The sequence below is a fragment of the Vibrio sp. 10N.247.310.23 genome (genome assembly GCF_041467155.1).
In the GTDB taxonomy this organism is placed as follows: Bacteria; Pseudomonadota; Gammaproteobacteria; order Enterobacterales; family Vibrionaceae; genus Vibrio; species Vibrio crassostreae_C.
Window position 1 is genome coordinate 32,589 of record NZ_JBFSTZ010000010.1, and the last position, 15,553, is coordinate 48,141.

The following is a 15,553-nucleotide window of genomic DNA, read 5'->3' on the forward strand; positions in this document are numbered from 1 at the left end:
GCTACTGGGAATACTAGAAAAGAATAGAAATTGGTGAAACATAAGCAACACCAATTCATAGTATCGATAACGGTAAACCTGATTTGAGGTGATCAGGCAACCGTTACTTGAGAATCGCCCGTTTCTACAATCGATTCTTGTAACAAGCCAGCATAAATACCATTGTGTGCCACCAACTGTTGATGATTACCTTGCTCAACAATTTCACCCTTTTCCAACACCAAAATCGTATCTGAGTGACGAACGGTACTCAAACGGTGTGCAATCGCAATCACAGTTTTTTCCTTGAAAAGGCGCTGCATTGCTTTTTGAATCAGGTCTTCGGTGATTGAATCTACCGAACTGGTCGCCTCGTCAAGCATCATCAATTGACCACCCTGTGCAACCGCTCTAGCGAACGAGATAAGCTGCGTTTGCCCTACAGACAAGTTGGAGCCGTTCTTTTCCAAGTGGAAGTCATAACCTTGTGGCAATTGTTCAATAAACTTATCGGCATAAACATAGCGCGCCGCCTGTTCAACCTCAGTTCTAGATAGATGCGTTTTGCCCAGCGCGATATTGAATTGGATGGTCTCTTCAAATAAGTGCACGTCTTGCATCATCATTGAGAACAAATGAGCAGAGTCTTCACTTGAGATCTGTGACAGCTCTATTCCATTCAACAAAATGCTGCCTTCATAGTCTTGGTAGGCTTTAGAGATCAGACGCAGAATCGTCGACTTGCCCGAGCCCGTCGAACCCACAAGCGCGATTTGATGCCCTTTCTCCAATACAAACGAGACATTCTTTAGAACGTAGGGAGAGTCGTCTTTGTAGCGGAAGCTTACGTTCTTAAACTCTAGGCTCACAAACTGTTCAAGCTGCTTCTCAACCTTGTTAGATGACAACAGGTTGCGCCCTTCTTCTTCAGTCGGCTCAACAAACAGCTCTTCAATATGGTCAAACGCTGCAAATGAACTCTGAATCGAAGCGATCTGCGAAGTAAAGTCACGAATCGGAACAAACACTTTCTCTAAGGTGTTGATGAACGCAATCAGCACACCCAAGGTGAGCGCCCCTTCTAACACTTGCTCAGAGCCATACCAGATCATAATCGCGATAGTGATGGAGGTGATGCCAGAGATAAACGAGAACAAAATCGCATCGTATTTATTGATCTTCTTCTGCGCTCTTAAAAACTCATCGGTATAGCCTTGGTAGCGTTGCTCGACTTGCTCTTCCGCTCGGTACATCTGAACGGTTTTCATGCCAAATAAGACTTCTTGTAAAAAGCCAATACCGCGAGCGAGAGAAGAACGAGTCACCTTATAGAGAGCACGAAGTCGGTTTCTCACATACACCGTCAAATACATCACTGGCGGCATAATGATCAATACAATCATCGTTAACTGCCAATCAATGAAGAACATCATCACCAACAGAGCAATGGTATTGATGCTGTCTTTAACTAGCCCTACAACCGACTGAACAAACGTCTCGCCGATGGTTTCCAAGTCACTGGTTAATCGTGAAAGCGTTACCCCAATCGGTGTGTTATCAAAATAGCTGCGTGGCAGTTTGAGCACGCGAGAAAACAATACTGAGCGCATGTCAGTTATCGTGTATTGACCAGTTTTACGCAGATTGTACGAATAGGTGGTATCCACCACATAACTCGCCACCAGCACGGCAACGAGATAGAAGACGTATTCGAGCAGACCATCCATATCCCCGTGACTCAGGTGAACATCGATCACTTGAATGATCAGCCAAGGGAACAACAAGCTCGTGATGACAGAAAGAGGAAGCATAGCGATGCCCAGAATCGCAGAGCCTTTGTATTTCTTAGCAAACTTAAAAAAGTGCTTGAGGTACTTGAGATCAACACGTTTTAACATGCTGCTGCCTCCGTTTCATTCTGCTGTAGTTGCCATGTATCGTAATAGTAATCACAGGTTTTCAATAACGTGGCGTGGTCGCCCTTCGCGATCACTTTACCTTCGTTCAACACGATGACTTCATCCATATATTCAAGGGCATTAACGCGGTGTGAAACCACAAGAACCGATTGATTTTCCAAACGTTTAAACAAACCTTCCAAGATCTTACGTTCTGTTTCATAGTCGACAGCCGATAGAACGTTATCCATGATGATCAGGTCGGTGGGTTGCAATAAAGCACGCGCAATACTTAAGCGCTGCTTCTGACCACCTGACAACATGATCCCTTTCTCACCGACTAAGGTTTGATCGCCGTGTTCAAAACGTGTCACATCACTAGCCAACTGGCTGAGCTCTAGCACTTCATCAACCTGACTCTTTGCCAAATCGGTATCTAGGCTACCAAAGCGGATATTGTCTTCGACGGTTGCTGAAAACAGGTAAGGGTCTTGAGTCACGGTTTTCACGTAACGGCGTAAGTCACTGCGTGAGAAGCTAGTGACATCTCTTTCACCAAGGAAAACAGAACCTTGTGGTACATCCAAGTGGTGGTTTAAGCAGTTCACTAATGTCGTTTTACCCGCTCCGATCCCGCCTAACACACCCACTTTCTTACCTGTTGGAATATCAAAGCTGATGTCATCGAGAATCACGCGTTCTTCACCTGAATAGCTGAAGCTGAGGTTGCGAACAGAAAACGTTTTTCCCTTCAGTGATTCAACATCTAGTTCAGTCAGCTTATCTTCATCAAGCTCCGGGACTTTGGCATTAAGAATGGTTTGTGCACTTTGAATACCTACCATGCCACGCTGATAAATGGTCGCGATTCTGCCAAGTTGCATCAATGGCATAGCGAGCAAAACCGAGTAAGTCAGAAAGGCGGTAATCTCACCAAGTGTGAGTTCCTGTCTCATTAACATGTAGCCACCAAGCCCAAGAATGATGATTTTCATCAGGTCATTGGCGTAGTCGAGTACCGGCATAAAGAAGACTTGAATGCGTGTAATTTTAAGGCGGCATTCAAGCAATAACTGGTTCAGCTTTTCAGTTTCGGCTTTCACCCAAGGTGACATCTGCTGGCTCTTAATGAGATCAATCCCAGACAGGTAACTCATTAGCTGAGCAGACAGGTTTTGTAGACGCTTCATGTGCTCTAAATGCAGTATTTTCATACGCTTGAAGCCCACACGGAAAATCACAAAAGCGATTGAGATAGGAATGATCGAATAAAGCGTTAATTCTGGTGAGATACGCCACATGTAAAGAGGCGTCAACGACAACGCAAGCAAGGCATTGAAGAACTGCAAGAAGCCGACACCAAACAGCAGTCGAATGCCACTAAGGTCATTGTTGATAATCGAGATCAGTCGACCCGAAGCAAAGCGTTCGTGAAAGCTGCTCGGTAAGCGATTCAACTTTTGTAGAAGTGTACTTTTAAGTGCGGCCTCTGTAATTCGCCCCGGATTAAGCGCATAGATACGAGACAGAATTCTCACCACCACCATGGCAACCGACATCCCGACCACAATCCAAACATAGGTTTGAAGCTGTTGGTGGCCAGTTGAAGAGGCATCATCAATCAAATCTATCGCCAATTGGATATAGCGAGGGATCTCTACTTGTAACCAGTTGACGAGAAAGATGAACACAATCGCCAATAAGTACGAGGTGCGATTCATGCGCAGATAATGGGCAATAAACTGTCTTTTATTCATAGTATTCTTTGTTTAGGGCAGGCTCACAGCGAGATTTAACGATATAACCGGGCAGTTAAGCTAGATAGGTTCATCGCTGAGGTAAAGATACATCAAAAACACTTAGTTGACAATATCAACCATATTCAATAATTAGTTTCGGGTATTAAGTTTTAGCATTGCTAGAAACAACTTTGCCGCCAAAAGTGGCGGCAAATAAATAGCTTAGCAGGCTAGTATTGATAACGGCTAAAGCATCTCTTTGGCAATCAAATGCAGCAAAAAGGTTTCACGTTCAATGCTCATGCCCTTTTTAGGGCTCTCGGCCATAGTCTTCTCGTTATGAGCAATTGCGTCATGAATATTAATCCACACCGGTTTCATCCCGTTTTTCACTTCATAATCTTCGTAAGCCGTTTCACCAAGCTCACGATCGATCTTGCATGAGTAGCAGTAAGAAATCATGTGCATCATGTCTGCATCATCTTTGTACCAAGGACGAAACTCTTCAAAAATGCCGAACGGCTTGATGCTATGGATATTCTTCGCGCCAGTCTCTTCTTCGAGTTCACGAACCATACCTGCGATCACATCTTCCCCTTCATCCAAACCACCACCAGGAATGGTGTAGTCGTGATAACGCTCTGTATACAGCATCAGAATGTCTTCACCATCTAACACAATGGCACGGGCAGCGTTGCGCTTATAGACCGTTTTATTGTCTAGATGGTCGATATCAGGATGGATGGTTGTTTTTAGGTGTCTCATGATTCTGACTGCTCTACTGAATTTGGCGGCATCATATCATAATCATCAATAGATTCGAGGTTCACAACCGCTAACCAGAACGGATCGGACGGGGATATTCCTACGGTAACTTGAATCCACTTAGCTTGATCTAACACTCAAAAAGTCGTTAAACATGAAGAAATATCAACCTATTTCAATATCTTGACCAAATTAGGACAACCTTTTCTGAAATCTAAAATATACTAATTTCATAGAGCTTCTCATTTGGTTCTGTAGAACTTAACGCATTCGATTATAGAGTTATCACGTAGGAGATAGACATGAAGAAAATTGGTTTGATGGCTGTATGTGCCGTTGTATTAGGCGGTTGTGCAAACGACTATGCAGAATATAGCGAGGGCCAACGTGTTTCAGTCGCTAACCCAGCAGCGGTTTATTGTGTTCAACAGGACGGTGAATTAGACACGGTTACTGAAAACAATCAGCGTACAACTTACTGTGTATTCGATGACGGTGAACGCATTGAGCAGTGGGAATACTACCGCAACCACCACGAGCAAGATTCAGAAACCCAAAGTTAATCACTGTAATACAACACATGAGCCTTTTGGCCAATGTGACGGGCGGTGATTACGTTCGCGTGAGCAGAAGAAGGCACAAAGCTTCGAGCTTACTGTCTGATTGCCTTTGCGAGTTTAAAGGCCGTTATTGGCATCACGAGAAAGAAATAATCACCTATCGCCACCAGCGATGTGTGAGATCCGATTCCGGATCTAAATAACGGTTCAATAAAGTCAGGTTAGTATCTAGTAGAGCTAGGTATTCCCTGACTTTTTTTACATCGGTACCCACTGAAGTCTGCTGGATACAGCGCTCCAATGCTGGGAGTAAACTCTCCACAATGTCAAAGTCAGATGAACGTCCAACGAGCTCTTTGGCAGTGATCAATGCTTCCAAAGACAGTCTTTCTGGCTCTCGTCTAACCAACTCTAAATCTCGCTTAAATGCGCCCGCACAAACACCTTCAAGATAAACTCGGTAGGTCGTCAGTACGTCCATCAACAGAAACAATTGCCCCTGAGCACTTTGATGTGGGTATGGCACCGCAACATGAGCCTCCAACCTGCGATCTATTTGCTGCTCTACCCCAAGTGCGGAACACTTCTCGATGAGAACTTTAAGCAAACCTTGCTCGCCCATGAGCGATTGAATCTCGAATATACGTTGTAAATGGTAGTCATTCGAAACGAATGTCACTTGCACACTTTGCCCGCGAGTAAACAGCCCGCTTGCAATCAACTCTGAGGCCAAGTTCTGTATGTTCTCGACAGTGTTGGTCGAGTGCTGCTCGAGCAAAATCGCCCCTAAAGAAAACGGATGTTCACGCTGCTTTTCAAGCTTTCTAAAGTACTGGTGCATCGCGTCGGCTTCAGACAGTGTTTGCCCTTTTGTTAGCCCACCACAAAATGCTACCGCAGTTTGCTGATTCGAGTCTTCTACCAAAGGCTCCGCCAGATACTCAACCAAAGCATCAACTCGACTGATTCCTTCATCAGTCAATTTATTCTCATTAAGTCGCTTACCCAGCACAATAAGGAGGTGATTAATGCTCATTTTATGTTCAAGTCTCGTTTTGGGGATTAGATGGAGTGAATTATGTATACAATACTTGTTAACAAAAGTATTTTGAAATTCTTGTATGTTGCTCGCAATAATGCTCACTATTGATAGCGACATCTTAGGTAATACAAGAATAAACGTGTCGCTTTACAGCAAACATAGCACGCTCTTGTATTTCATCGCTCTATGCTTGTTAGCACTAGTCGATAAAAGAGCCCTTTCAATCAATGAATACGCTCTATCGCATAACTGTTTCACCCACAGAACAGGTTCACTCAAAGAAGTGCAACTAACCAAATACAAATTTTACACAGAGTTCGTCCATCGAACCGTCTTCACAGGAAGTTACTATGCTGTCTATTTTTGATATCTACAAAATTGGGGTTGGACCATCCAGCTCCCACACAAATGGACCAATGATCGCTGGGTTTAACTTTACCCAAAAAATTGATGCTCAGCTTAAGCAAGTGAAGCGTATTCAAATCGACTTATACGGCTCGTTATCATTGACGGGTATTGGTCACCACACAGACAGAGCGACCTTGTTAGGTTTGCTAGGTAACCGCCCCGACACCATTAAAATCACCAGTGCTAACCAAGCAATGCGTAAGGCGATTGAAGATAAATCTCTATTGGTTAGCGGTAACCATGAAATTTATTTCGATGTAGAAAGCGATCTGCTCTTCCACAAGACCAACCTTCCGCTGCATGAAAATGGTATGACTATCTCTGCCTTTAACGAAAGCGGCAGCCTTCTGGATATGGAAACCTACTACTCGATTGGTGGTGGCTTTATCGCAACCGCTGATGAGCTACAAAACGGCAAACAGGAAGCAGAAACTCAAGTTGAGTTCCCTTTCTCTTCTGCTGATCAGTTGCTTGAACTATCCGAACAACAAGGACTGAGCCTTGGTGGCTTAATTCTACGTAACGAAGTTTCATTCCAAGGTATGGATGTGATTGACCAGAAAGCCGACCAAATTTGGAAGGTGATGTCTCTGTGTATGCAGCGTGGCTTTGACACGGAAGGCATCCTTGATGGCGGTCTAGAAGTCACTCGTCGAGCACCTGCTCTGCTTAAAAAGCTGGAAGCAAATGCCTCGATTGAAAACGATCCAATGGAGATCATGGATTGGATTAACCTATTTGCCTTTGCTGTAAGTGAAGAAAACGCAGCGGGCGGTCAGGTCGTGACATCACCGACCAACGGTGCGGCTGGGGTTATTCCTGCGGTATTAATGTACTACCATCGCTTCATCAAAGAGCTAGACACTAAGCAGCTTAAAGACTTCTTGGCAGTCTCTGGCGCAATCGGCATCTTATACAAAACCAACGCTTCGATTTCTGGCGCAGAGGTAGGTTGTCAGGGTGAAGTCGGCGTTTCTTCATCAATGGCCGCAGCAGGCCTAACTGCCCTACGTGGTGGTAGCAACGAACAGATTTGTATTGCAGCTGAGATCGCGATGGAACACTCACTGGGCATGACATGCGATCCGATCGGTGGCCTTGTTCAGGTGCCATGTATCGAACGTAACGCAATGGGTGCAATGAAAGCCATCAATGCATCGCGCATGGCGTTGAAACGTACCAGCAAGTGTCTTATCTCGTTAGACAAGGTTATCGAGACCATGTATCAAACAGGTAAAGACATGAACAAGAAGTACCGTGAAACTTCTCTAGGCGGCCTAGCCGTGATCCACATGGCACCACCTTGTGAATAAAAGACAGGAACACGAGTGGAGAAAGCCTCTATAGAGACAGTATTCTTGTAAACTTAGTTTTCAATATCTCAACAAAGCCAGCCACCAAGCTGGCTTTTTTATTGGCTAAAGCCCAACAGCTAATTGAAAGTGATACTCACTCAAAATAACTTACAGAATGACTACCTCTAACTTTCCCTTTATTAGTTCATTACTTAGCCACAAATGATGATGGCTAAATTTCATACCGCCATGCATCCACTTGCAAAATCTAACGTTGCAAATCTCATTCATGAGAAATATGAATGCACTCATAAGAAAAGATATATCGAGTAAAGTTCTGTTTGGGACAGATGTTTCAGTTTATGTATTACTACTAATGATATTATAATCGGGTAATTACACTACATATTAATACAAACGTGAGAATAAAATAATGTGGAATAGATTAAACAAATCAATGATGTTCTGCCAAATGATGTTCGGACTTTCGTTCTATGGCGTCATGGTGATCTTGACTCGTTTCTTCCTTGAAGATCTGAACTACAATGAAGCCGACACCATGATGGTTGTTGGTGCTTTCTCTGCAATCGGACCGCTATTTGCTATCGCAGGTGGCTTTATCGCCGACAAGTTTTTAGGCGCTTACCGATCTTTAACCATTGCCTTCCTAGGGTTCGCAAGTGGTTACGTTCTACTGGTACTTGGTGCAGCAGCAACCAATGTTCCGATGGCATTATGTGGTATTGCGTTAGCAAGTTATGCACGTGGTTTGATGTCCCCTTCTTACCCAAGTCTTTACAAACGCACGTTCAAAACTCAAGAAGATTTTGAGAACTGCTACCCAATCAACTACTCAGTAAACAATATTGGTGCTCTGTTAGGCCAATACCTGTTCCCAATGCTAGTACTTGTTGTTGGTTTCCACGGTGGTTTCCTTCTTTCAGCGGTTCTAGCCGGTGCTGCGCTTCTGATGATGATCTTTGTTCGCAAAGGCCTTGTTGAAGCAAGTGCTGAAATCGACCAAAAACCAGTAAGCACTAAAAACTGGGCAGCGTTCCTTGGTCTTTCTGCCGCTATGATTGGCTTGGTATTCTTCATGTTCTCGAACATGGATATTGGCCAAAACATCGTATACGCAATTGGCGGTGCAGCAATCGTCTACTTTGTTTCTTTGATGTTGAAATCGAAGAAATCAGACATGCTGAAAATGGGCACTATTTTAATCATCACATTCCTGACGACATGTTTCTTCGTGTACTACGGTCAGATGATGACTTCGATGACAATGGTAGCGATCAACACAATGCGTGGCGATCTATTTGGTTTCATCCCTGTCGCACCTGAAGCTTCAATGGCAATGAACCCACTATGGTGTATGGTTGCTGGCCCTATCATCGCGGGTATCTTCTCTAACCTAGAAAAGAAAAACATTAACTTCTCAACTGCAACCAAAGTCGGTTTCTCTTTCATCCTTACGGCTATCGCTTTCGGTATCCTTACGATGGCAGTAACGACAGTTGGTGACGATGTTCTGATCCGCCCAGAAGTCTTCCTAGCGATTCACTTCTTCCTAGCATTCGGTGAAGTGATTGTAGGTTCAATGGTTGTAGCCTTCATCCTGTCTGTTGCACCTAAGCACATTGAAAACTTCTCAGTAAGCTTGTTCTCTGTTGCTATCGCACTATCAGGCATTGTTGGCGCGGTATTCTCAACGTCTATTGCACTAGAGAAAGGTCAAGAGATCACACAAGAGATCGTGCAAACGGTTTACGGTGATTACTTCCAAATGCTGACTGTTCTTGCCGTCGTGATGGTAGGTATCGCAATGGCAGCATCGTTCATTATTCGTAAGATGCTAGAAGCTGCGAAAGCCGCTGAAGAAACGATTGAACTAGAGCAAGCAAACAGCTAATTCTGTTCGCTGAGTCAAACCAATCCTAAGAGCCCTTTAGTTTTCTAAAGGGCTCTTTTTTGTAGGATCCGTTTCTCAATAGGATCTGTCGTATAAGTTAGGTAGTACATGTGTAAATCAAAGTAAATGATAACTATTAGTATTGAGTGTTTTTTAGTTCAGGATTATGATGTGGAAATCCAAATCTAAGAGAGCCTTATATGAGCAAGCCTAGCCCTATCACATTAACCGTTACTCAAACCTCAACAATTACTCCAAACATGCAGCGCATAACGCTTAGCGGTGAGGGATTAAGTAAATACCCAACAGAATGTGCCGGCGGCTACATCAAGCTTTTATTCTCGCCACTTGGCACGACTGATTTAAGCCAGCTAAACGAAGGTGAGCGCCCAACCATGCGTACCTACACCATTCGTCAGTACAATCCTGTAGAGCAGTGGATTGAAGTCGATTTCGTTCGTCACATCACTAAAGATTTGCAGTGTGGCTTTGCTGCAAGGTGGGCAATGAACGCGAAAGTGGGTGACACTATTTCAGTGGCTGGTCCTGGTTTAATTCAGGGGCTTAACCTAGAGTCAGACTGGTTCTTCTTAGTTGCAGACATGACGTCCCTACCTGCGCTTTCTGCAAAAGTAAAAACGCTCCCAGAAACAGCGACTGGTCACGCTATCATTCAGATCAACTCAGCAGCAGATAAGCAGGTACTTGAGACTCCTCAAGGTATCAAAGTAACCTGGTTGATTGAAGATGAAACCTCAGAGTCACTTTCACAAACCGTGCGCAACACAGAATGGTTAGAAGGTCAGGTTTCAATATGGACAGCGTGTGAATTTGAAAGCATGCGTGAGCTAAGACAATACTTCCGCAACGAAAAAGAAGTCGCGAAAGAGAACATCTACATCAGCAGCTACTGGAAACGTGGTGTCACTGAAGATGGCCACAAAGTGTTGAAACAGCAAGATGCTCAAGATTTAGCGGGGTAAGTCTTTTACTACCTACAGCTTCTTACTAGATAAAGAGAAAACGCCCTTAACGAAGTTTGTTTCGCTAAGGGCGTTTTTTCATTTAACTTAATAGAGATACCTATTCACAAATCCCCAATCACTCAGGCGATCTTTTAAGTCAATGAGATAACTAAGCCAGCAATAATTAGAGATACGCCTACACCGCGAGTCGCGTGCCACTTTTCCTTTAAAAAGTAGATCCCCATCACTACGCCGAAAATGATACTCACTTGCCTAAGAGCAACAACCAAGCTGACATTTTCAGTCATGGTCATCGCAAACAGCACTAAGCCATAGGTCGAAGCCATCATAATGCCTGCAAGCGTGGCTTTCTTTCGCAGTATCCAAGCATTAGTAAACTCGATTCTTTGGTTGGTTACGAATAACCAAACACTCAACGGAATCACAATTGCCCAGAACTGGATACCTAGGTAGAAAAGCGCGGTGTGCTTGTTAGTTATAACTGGTGTGCTCAAAGGATCGAGTAACAGAAGCGCTTCTTTATCAATGATGGAATAGCCCGTGGTACCAATGGCCACGATTAACGCCCACAGTACGCCAAGGTTGAGATACGCTTTTAACCTAAGATCTGAAAACTTCTTAAGTGGTACAAACAAACAACCCAAGGTAATCAAGGTGAAGCCAAACCATTGATTAGGTGACAGCTCATAGCCTATCAACACCGTGCCTAAACCCACCATCAACACGGGCAGCGCTCGTGCCATCGGGTAAATCACCCCAATATCGGCCTGCTTGTAGGCTACACCTAAGCCGATTAAATAGATGATTTGGCAAATACCACTTAAAAGAAGTAGCTTCCAGAATAAAAGCGTGATATCCACAAAGCCGACACTGTAAATGAACCAAATCAAATAGGGAGTCAATATCGCAGCAGCGGCAAAGCCAGAGGCTAAGAAGAAAGACGAGCCCGATCCTTGATTCGATTTACCTAGAACGTTCCAACCCGCGTGAAGCAAAGCCGAAATAGTCACGATGACGATGGCAGAGAATTCCATTTCATTCCTAAATTATAGATGAATTAGCACAACGGCTGACAACAGATGATAAAAAGGCCTCCGAATAAGAGACCTTTGAACTTTTCAATTGGGCAATCCTGCATAATTGCAGATATGCTAACGTTCTAACGTTCTAACGTTCTAACGTATGACTAGCGCTCTAGCTGCGCGATTGACTCAATACTGATCGCGTCATGACGCCAATACTCAATATCACAGTCAATCAGATCGCCGTTTTGATTGTAGTTAACACGCTCAACAACCATTGCAGGTGAGCCAGAAGTCGCACGCAAGGCTTGCGCTGTCTCGCCAAGTAAAGACGTTGTGCTCACTCGGTAACGGATCTTCTGATACACCACACCAAAGTGTTCGCGGTAGATGTCCGTCAACGATTTAGACAAGTCATAATCAAGCAAGTTAGGGAACAACTCTGGTCGAATGTAGTTGGTCACATACACAACCGGCCTATCTTCAAGATAACGAACTCTGTCTACTCGATAAACGTCCGAGAAAGGTTGTAACTCAAGAAGCCGAGTCGCCTCCTTGGTTGCTAACATTCCTTTCGCCGCCACCAACTCAGTTTTCGGCTGTCGATTCTGCGATAGAGCCATATTGGTGAAGTTCAGCGTTTGTGTTGGATCGTAACGAAGCGGCTCGGGAGAGATAAACCAACCACGTCGGTCTTCTCGATAAATTCGTCCTTCCGCTTCAAGTGAAGACAAGGCTTCACGTAACGTAACTCGTGTTGTATCAAACGATTCAGCCAGTTTGCGCTCCGCAGGCAGCTTCTGTCGTGGTGTTAACATCCCCGACTCTATCTGCTCTACGATGACATCTTTGATTTTTACGTACTGCACTTCATTTCCTTTTATTCTTGTTCTTGTCGTCAGCCACTCCTTGGCCAACTGCAATATAAAATAGTTCGTTAGCGTTTACGCCAAGCCTGGGTGCGCTTCTCGAATAACTTGTTGATTAACATATGAATCAACTTCGCGCTCGCTGCCGATATCATGATCATCACCGCCATGGCAGCTGCTGCACCCGTTTGTCCCGCATCATCCATATTCAGTACTGAAACTGACGCAGGTATCGTATCGGTAGAATACAAGAATACTACCGCAGATGTCGTAGTAAGTGCATTAATAAACAGGTATGTCGCAATATCTAAAATCGCAGGCAAACAAACCGGCACCGTCACTTTAAAGAACAGCTTGTATTGCGGTAGGTTAACCGAAGCCGCCGTCGCTTCTATTTCCTCAGGCAGCTGTTTTAATGCGGTTAACGCTGTCATGTGGCCGACTGTGTAGTAGTGAACCACCGTATTAATCACCAAGAACGCCATCGTGCCATACAAGAAGTTGAGTGGGTTACTCAAATCATTAAAGTAGAAGATATAGCCCAAACCCAACACCATACCCGGAACGGCCATCGGTACCACACTGAGCATTTGCATTGCCTGACGAACAGGACCAAATGCGCGGCCTTTCTCAATGCAATAGGCGCCTAAGAAAATCAATACGGTACCGATAATCGCAGTCCAAGCGCCGAGGGTTAAAGAGTTGAAAAATGGCGTCCAACCATAAGTACTCATCTCTGCGAAGTTATAATTATTTAGCGTTAACGTTTTATTCCAAGGCCAGAAGGTGACCATCGAACCGTATATCGCCATGCCCAACACAATAACCACAGCAGCAGAGATGATGGTGCAATAGAGCAAACACACGCCATCACGTAGAGTGTTTGGCTCTGGTTGGTAAGCGACGGAGCGAGTATCAAACAAGCTCTTCTGCTTCTTTTGAACCCAGCGGTCAACGGTAAACGCAAGCAACGCAGGTAATAGCAGCAAGATACTGGTTACTGCACCCATAGAGAAGTTCTGTTGACCAACCACCTGCTTAAAGATGTCAGTCGATAACACGTTGTAGCTACCACCTATCACCTTTGGCACACCAAAGTCACAAACCACCAGCGTAAACACAACGATCAGGGTACTGATCAAGCCGTATTTTGCCGCAGGTAACGTCACCATAAAGAAAGTTTTTAACGATGAAGTATTGAGTGCACGTGCTGCCTCATAAAGGCGAGCGTCAGAGGTTCTTAATGAGGTGGTCAGAATCATCAAGGCGTGTGGAAACGTCCAAAATATCAAGCCCAGTGAGATACCAATCAAACCATAAACCGAGTTGCCCCCCAAGACTTCTTTAGCGATACCTTGGTTACCAAATAAGAAGATAAGACTGATTGCAGGAAGCAGTGACGGAGCAAGAATAGGCGCAGAACCCAGTACTTGAAAAAGCCCCTTAAAAGGCATGCATGAACGAGTTAGCGCATAGGCATAACCAAACGCCAAGACACCCACGATTACGGTCACTAGCAATCCAAGCGTGAAGGTATTACCTACCGATTGCCACAGGCTTTGAGACGCAAAATACGTAGCGAAATTCTGTAAACCTACAAATTCACCGTCTGCGTTCTGAACACTCTTTTTCAACATTGCCCACAGTGGCATCAGGATAAACAACGTCATGACCACAGACAAAAAGGCCAACAGCCCAAATAGAATTACGTTGTCTTTGCTTAACCGAGCCAGAAAAGGTTGTACTCGTCGTTGAATTAGCAGCTTAGATTGCATCATTTGAGTCGATTCCATGATTGATTACGCCGCCTCGTCTTTCATCACTTGCAGGCTTTTCGATGAGTAAGCTCTAAGGCCTTCTTGATCAAACGCCACGTAACGAATATCACTGCGACGCAGCTTCAATCGGTTGAACTCTTTGACGGGAACATCAACGATGATCTCTTTCGCCGTTGAGTCATGTTGCAATTGACACTCAACACGATAAAACGCCCCTAAGAATTCGCTTGATACGATTCTCACTGGCAAGGATTCACTAAAACGATCAACAAACTGGATTTGCTCTGGACGAACGGCAATATCAAAAACATCACCCAGATTTGGCGTGAGATTATCTAAGCCAGGTAACGGCAGCATTGACTCAGCAATACGCATCTTGCCTTGAGCCGCAACAGAAGCTTGAATAAAGTTCATGCTACCAACAAACTCAGCCACAAAACGACTGACAGGTTTTTGGTAGATCTCTTGAGGAGCACCGACCTGCTCGATAACACCATGATTCATCACGACAATACGGTCTGCCATCGTTAACGCTTCATCTTGGTCGTGCGTCACCATAATAGTGGTGATACCCAATTTGCGTTGCAGTTGGCAGATCTCATCACGTAGGTGTGTTCTTACCTTCGCATCCAACGCAGAAAGCGGTTCATCGAGTAGCAACAAGCCTGGAGACAAGGCTAATGCGCGAGCCAGAGCAACACGCTGCTGCTGTCCACCAGATAGCTGATTTGGAAATTTCTGACCAGACGTTGGTAAGCCAATGGTCTCTAACCAAGACTCAACCGTCTCAAGGGCTTCTTTGGTCGACATGCCTTGGTTTTTCAGACCAATCGCAATGTTTTCTTCCACAGTGAGATTTGGAAACAAAGCGTAAGATTGGAACACGATGCCAAAGTCGCGCTTTTCTGGTGGCAAGAAGGTCGTATCATTACCGTTCTGCTCAATAGAACCTGACGTTGGTAAGTCTAGGCCTGCAATCGCACGTAATAAGGTGGTTTTTCCACAGCCAGATGGGCCAAGGAAGCAGACGAACTCGCCTTTATCTATCGATAGGGAGATGTCTTTTAACGCTGTAAATTGGCCAAATTGCTTTACAACGTTTTCAATATTCAAATAAGTTTGGTTGCTCATACTACAGCACTCTCTATATGGTATATACCAAATTTATACTGAGAATATTGCAGTTGAGTGACAAATTTATAGAAGCTAAATGACAGTTATATTGCAGATATAATAAGCATTAAAAATTGCTATTTGTTCAACATTGAAAGTTAGTTCAACGTTGAAAGCCCTCAGTGAC

General features: G+C 44.4%; 12 protein-coding genes. 4 read left to right on the plus strand and 8 right to left on the minus strand.

What is annotated here, in order from left to right:
* Window positions 1-92: 92 nt before the first annotated feature.
* The 3 genes from AB6D93_RS09600 to AB6D93_RS09610 all read right to left on the minus strand — a co-directional run bounded on the left by AB6D93_RS09600 (window position 93) and on the right by AB6D93_RS09610 (window position 4,381).
* Window positions 93-1,877 (minus strand): ABC transporter ATP-binding protein, encoded by a 1,785-nt coding sequence (locus AB6D93_RS09600; RefSeq protein WP_102332039.1) that lies wholly within the window; start codon window positions 1,875-1,877, stop codon window positions 93-95.
* Complete coding sequence (locus AB6D93_RS09605; RefSeq protein ID WP_102332038.1) at window positions 1,871-3,634, minus strand: ABC transporter ATP-binding protein; 1,764 nt, start codon at window positions 3,632-3,634, stop codon at window positions 1,871-1,873. The genes AB6D93_RS09600 and AB6D93_RS09605 overlap by 7 nt, the downstream gene beginning before the upstream one ends.
* A gap of 228 nt (window positions 3,635-3,862) precedes the next feature.
* Window positions 3,863-4,381, minus strand: a complete 519-nt coding sequence (locus tag AB6D93_RS09610; RefSeq protein ID WP_102332037.1) for an NUDIX hydrolase — start codon at window positions 4,379-4,381, stop codon at window positions 3,863-3,865.
* A gap of 302 nt (window positions 4,382-4,683) precedes the next feature.
* On the opposite strand from AB6D93_RS09610, the gene AB6D93_RS09615 reads away from it, so the two are divergent.
* On the plus strand, window positions 4,684-4,944 hold the full coding sequence (locus tag AB6D93_RS09615; RefSeq protein ID WP_102332036.1) for a DUF333 domain-containing protein: 261 nt from the start codon (window positions 4,684-4,686) through the stop codon (window positions 4,942-4,944).
* Window positions 4,945-5,098: 154 nt separating this feature from the next.
* Here the strand turns inward: AB6D93_RS09615 and AB6D93_RS09620 are convergent, their stop codons facing one another.
* The gene (locus AB6D93_RS09620; protein WP_102332035.1) at window positions 5,099-5,977 is read right to left on the minus strand and encodes a YdcF family protein; all 879 of its coding nucleotides are present in this window, start codon (window positions 5,975-5,977) and stop codon (window positions 5,099-5,101) included.
* 356 nt (window positions 5,978-6,333) lie between these two features.
* On the opposite strand from AB6D93_RS09620, the gene AB6D93_RS09625 reads away from it, so the two are divergent.
* The 3 genes from AB6D93_RS09625 (at window position 6,334) to AB6D93_RS09635 (ending at window position 10,581) form a co-directional block, all read left to right on the plus strand.
* Window positions 6,334-7,704 carry an L-serine ammonia-lyase gene (locus AB6D93_RS09625; protein ID WP_017059518.1) on the plus strand — a complete coding sequence of 457 codons (1,371 nt, stop codon included), beginning with the start codon at window positions 6,334-6,336 and terminating at the stop codon, window positions 7,702-7,704.
* A 415-nt stretch (window positions 7,705-8,119) separates the two neighbouring features.
* Window positions 8,120-9,598, plus strand: coding sequence for a peptide MFS transporter (locus tag AB6D93_RS09630; protein ID WP_102332034.1), 1,479 nt, complete (start codon window positions 8,120-8,122; stop codon window positions 9,596-9,598).
* 200 nt (window positions 9,599-9,798) lie between these two features.
* Window positions 9,799-10,581, plus strand: coding sequence for a siderophore-interacting protein (locus AB6D93_RS09635; RefSeq protein WP_102332033.1), 783 nt, complete (start codon window positions 9,799-9,801; stop codon window positions 10,579-10,581).
* Between the two features lie 134 nt (window positions 10,582-10,715).
* On the opposite strand, the gene AB6D93_RS09640 is transcribed toward AB6D93_RS09635, so the two are convergent.
* The 4 genes from AB6D93_RS09640 to AB6D93_RS09655 all read right to left on the minus strand — a co-directional run bounded on the left by AB6D93_RS09640 (window position 10,716) and on the right by AB6D93_RS09655 (window position 15,384).
* Window positions 10,716-11,618, minus strand: a complete 903-nt coding sequence (locus AB6D93_RS09640; RefSeq protein WP_102332032.1) for a multidrug transporter — start codon at window positions 11,616-11,618, stop codon at window positions 10,716-10,718.
* Window positions 11,619-11,770: 152 nt separating this feature from the next.
* A complete protein-coding gene (gene phnR / locus AB6D93_RS09645) occupies window positions 11,771-12,475 on the minus strand; it encodes a phosphonate utilization transcriptional regulator PhnR (protein WP_029235340.1) in 705 nt (234 codons plus the stop codon).
* Between the two features lie 68 nt (window positions 12,476-12,543).
* On the minus strand, window positions 12,544-14,253 hold the full coding sequence (locus AB6D93_RS09650) for a putative 2-aminoethylphosphonate ABC transporter permease subunit (protein ID WP_372050087.1): 1,710 nt from the start codon (window positions 14,251-14,253) through the stop codon (window positions 12,544-12,546).
* 21 nt (window positions 14,254-14,274) lie between these two features.
* Complete coding sequence (locus AB6D93_RS09655; protein WP_017067332.1) at window positions 14,275-15,384, minus strand: putative 2-aminoethylphosphonate ABC transporter ATP-binding protein; 1,110 nt, start codon at window positions 15,382-15,384, stop codon at window positions 14,275-14,277.
* Window positions 15,385-15,553 lie beyond the last annotated feature (169 nt).

Coding starts and splice junctions, on each gene's coding strand:
- AB6D93_RS09610 (WP_102332037.1), bottom strand. CDS start 4,381: ATGAGACACCTAAAAACAACCATCCATCCTGATATCGACCATCTAGAC.
- AB6D93_RS09650 (WP_372050087.1), bottom strand. CDS start 14,253: ATGATGCAATCTAAGCTGCTAATTCAACGACGAGTACAACCTTTTCTG.
- AB6D93_RS09605 (WP_102332038.1), bottom strand. CDS start 3,634: ATGAATAAAAGACAGTTTATTGCCCATTATCTGCGCATGAATCGCACC.
- AB6D93_RS09620 (WP_102332035.1), bottom strand. CDS start 5,977: ATGAGCATTAATCACCTCCTTATTGTGCTGGGTAAGCGACTTAATGAG.
- AB6D93_RS09655 (WP_017067332.1), bottom strand. CDS start 15,384: ATGAGCAACCAAACTTATTTGAATATTGAAAACGTTGTAAAGCAATTT.
- AB6D93_RS09640 (WP_102332032.1), bottom strand. CDS start 11,618: ATGGAATTCTCTGCCATCGTCATCGTGACTATTTCGGCTTTGCTTCAC.
- AB6D93_RS09635 (WP_102332033.1), top strand. CDS start 9,799: ATGAGCAAGCCTAGCCCTATCACATTAACCGTTACTCAAACCTCAACA.
- AB6D93_RS09625 (WP_017059518.1), top strand. CDS start 6,334: ATGCTGTCTATTTTTGATATCTACAAAATTGGGGTTGGACCATCCAGC.
- AB6D93_RS09630 (WP_102332034.1), top strand. CDS start 8,120: ATGTGGAATAGATTAAACAAATCAATGATGTTCTGCCAAATGATGTTC.
- AB6D93_RS09615 (WP_102332036.1), top strand. CDS start 4,684: ATGAAGAAAATTGGTTTGATGGCTGTATGTGCCGTTGTATTAGGCGGT.
- AB6D93_RS09600 (WP_102332039.1), bottom strand. CDS start 1,877: ATGTTAAAACGTGTTGATCTCAAGTACCTCAAGCACTTTTTTAAGTTT.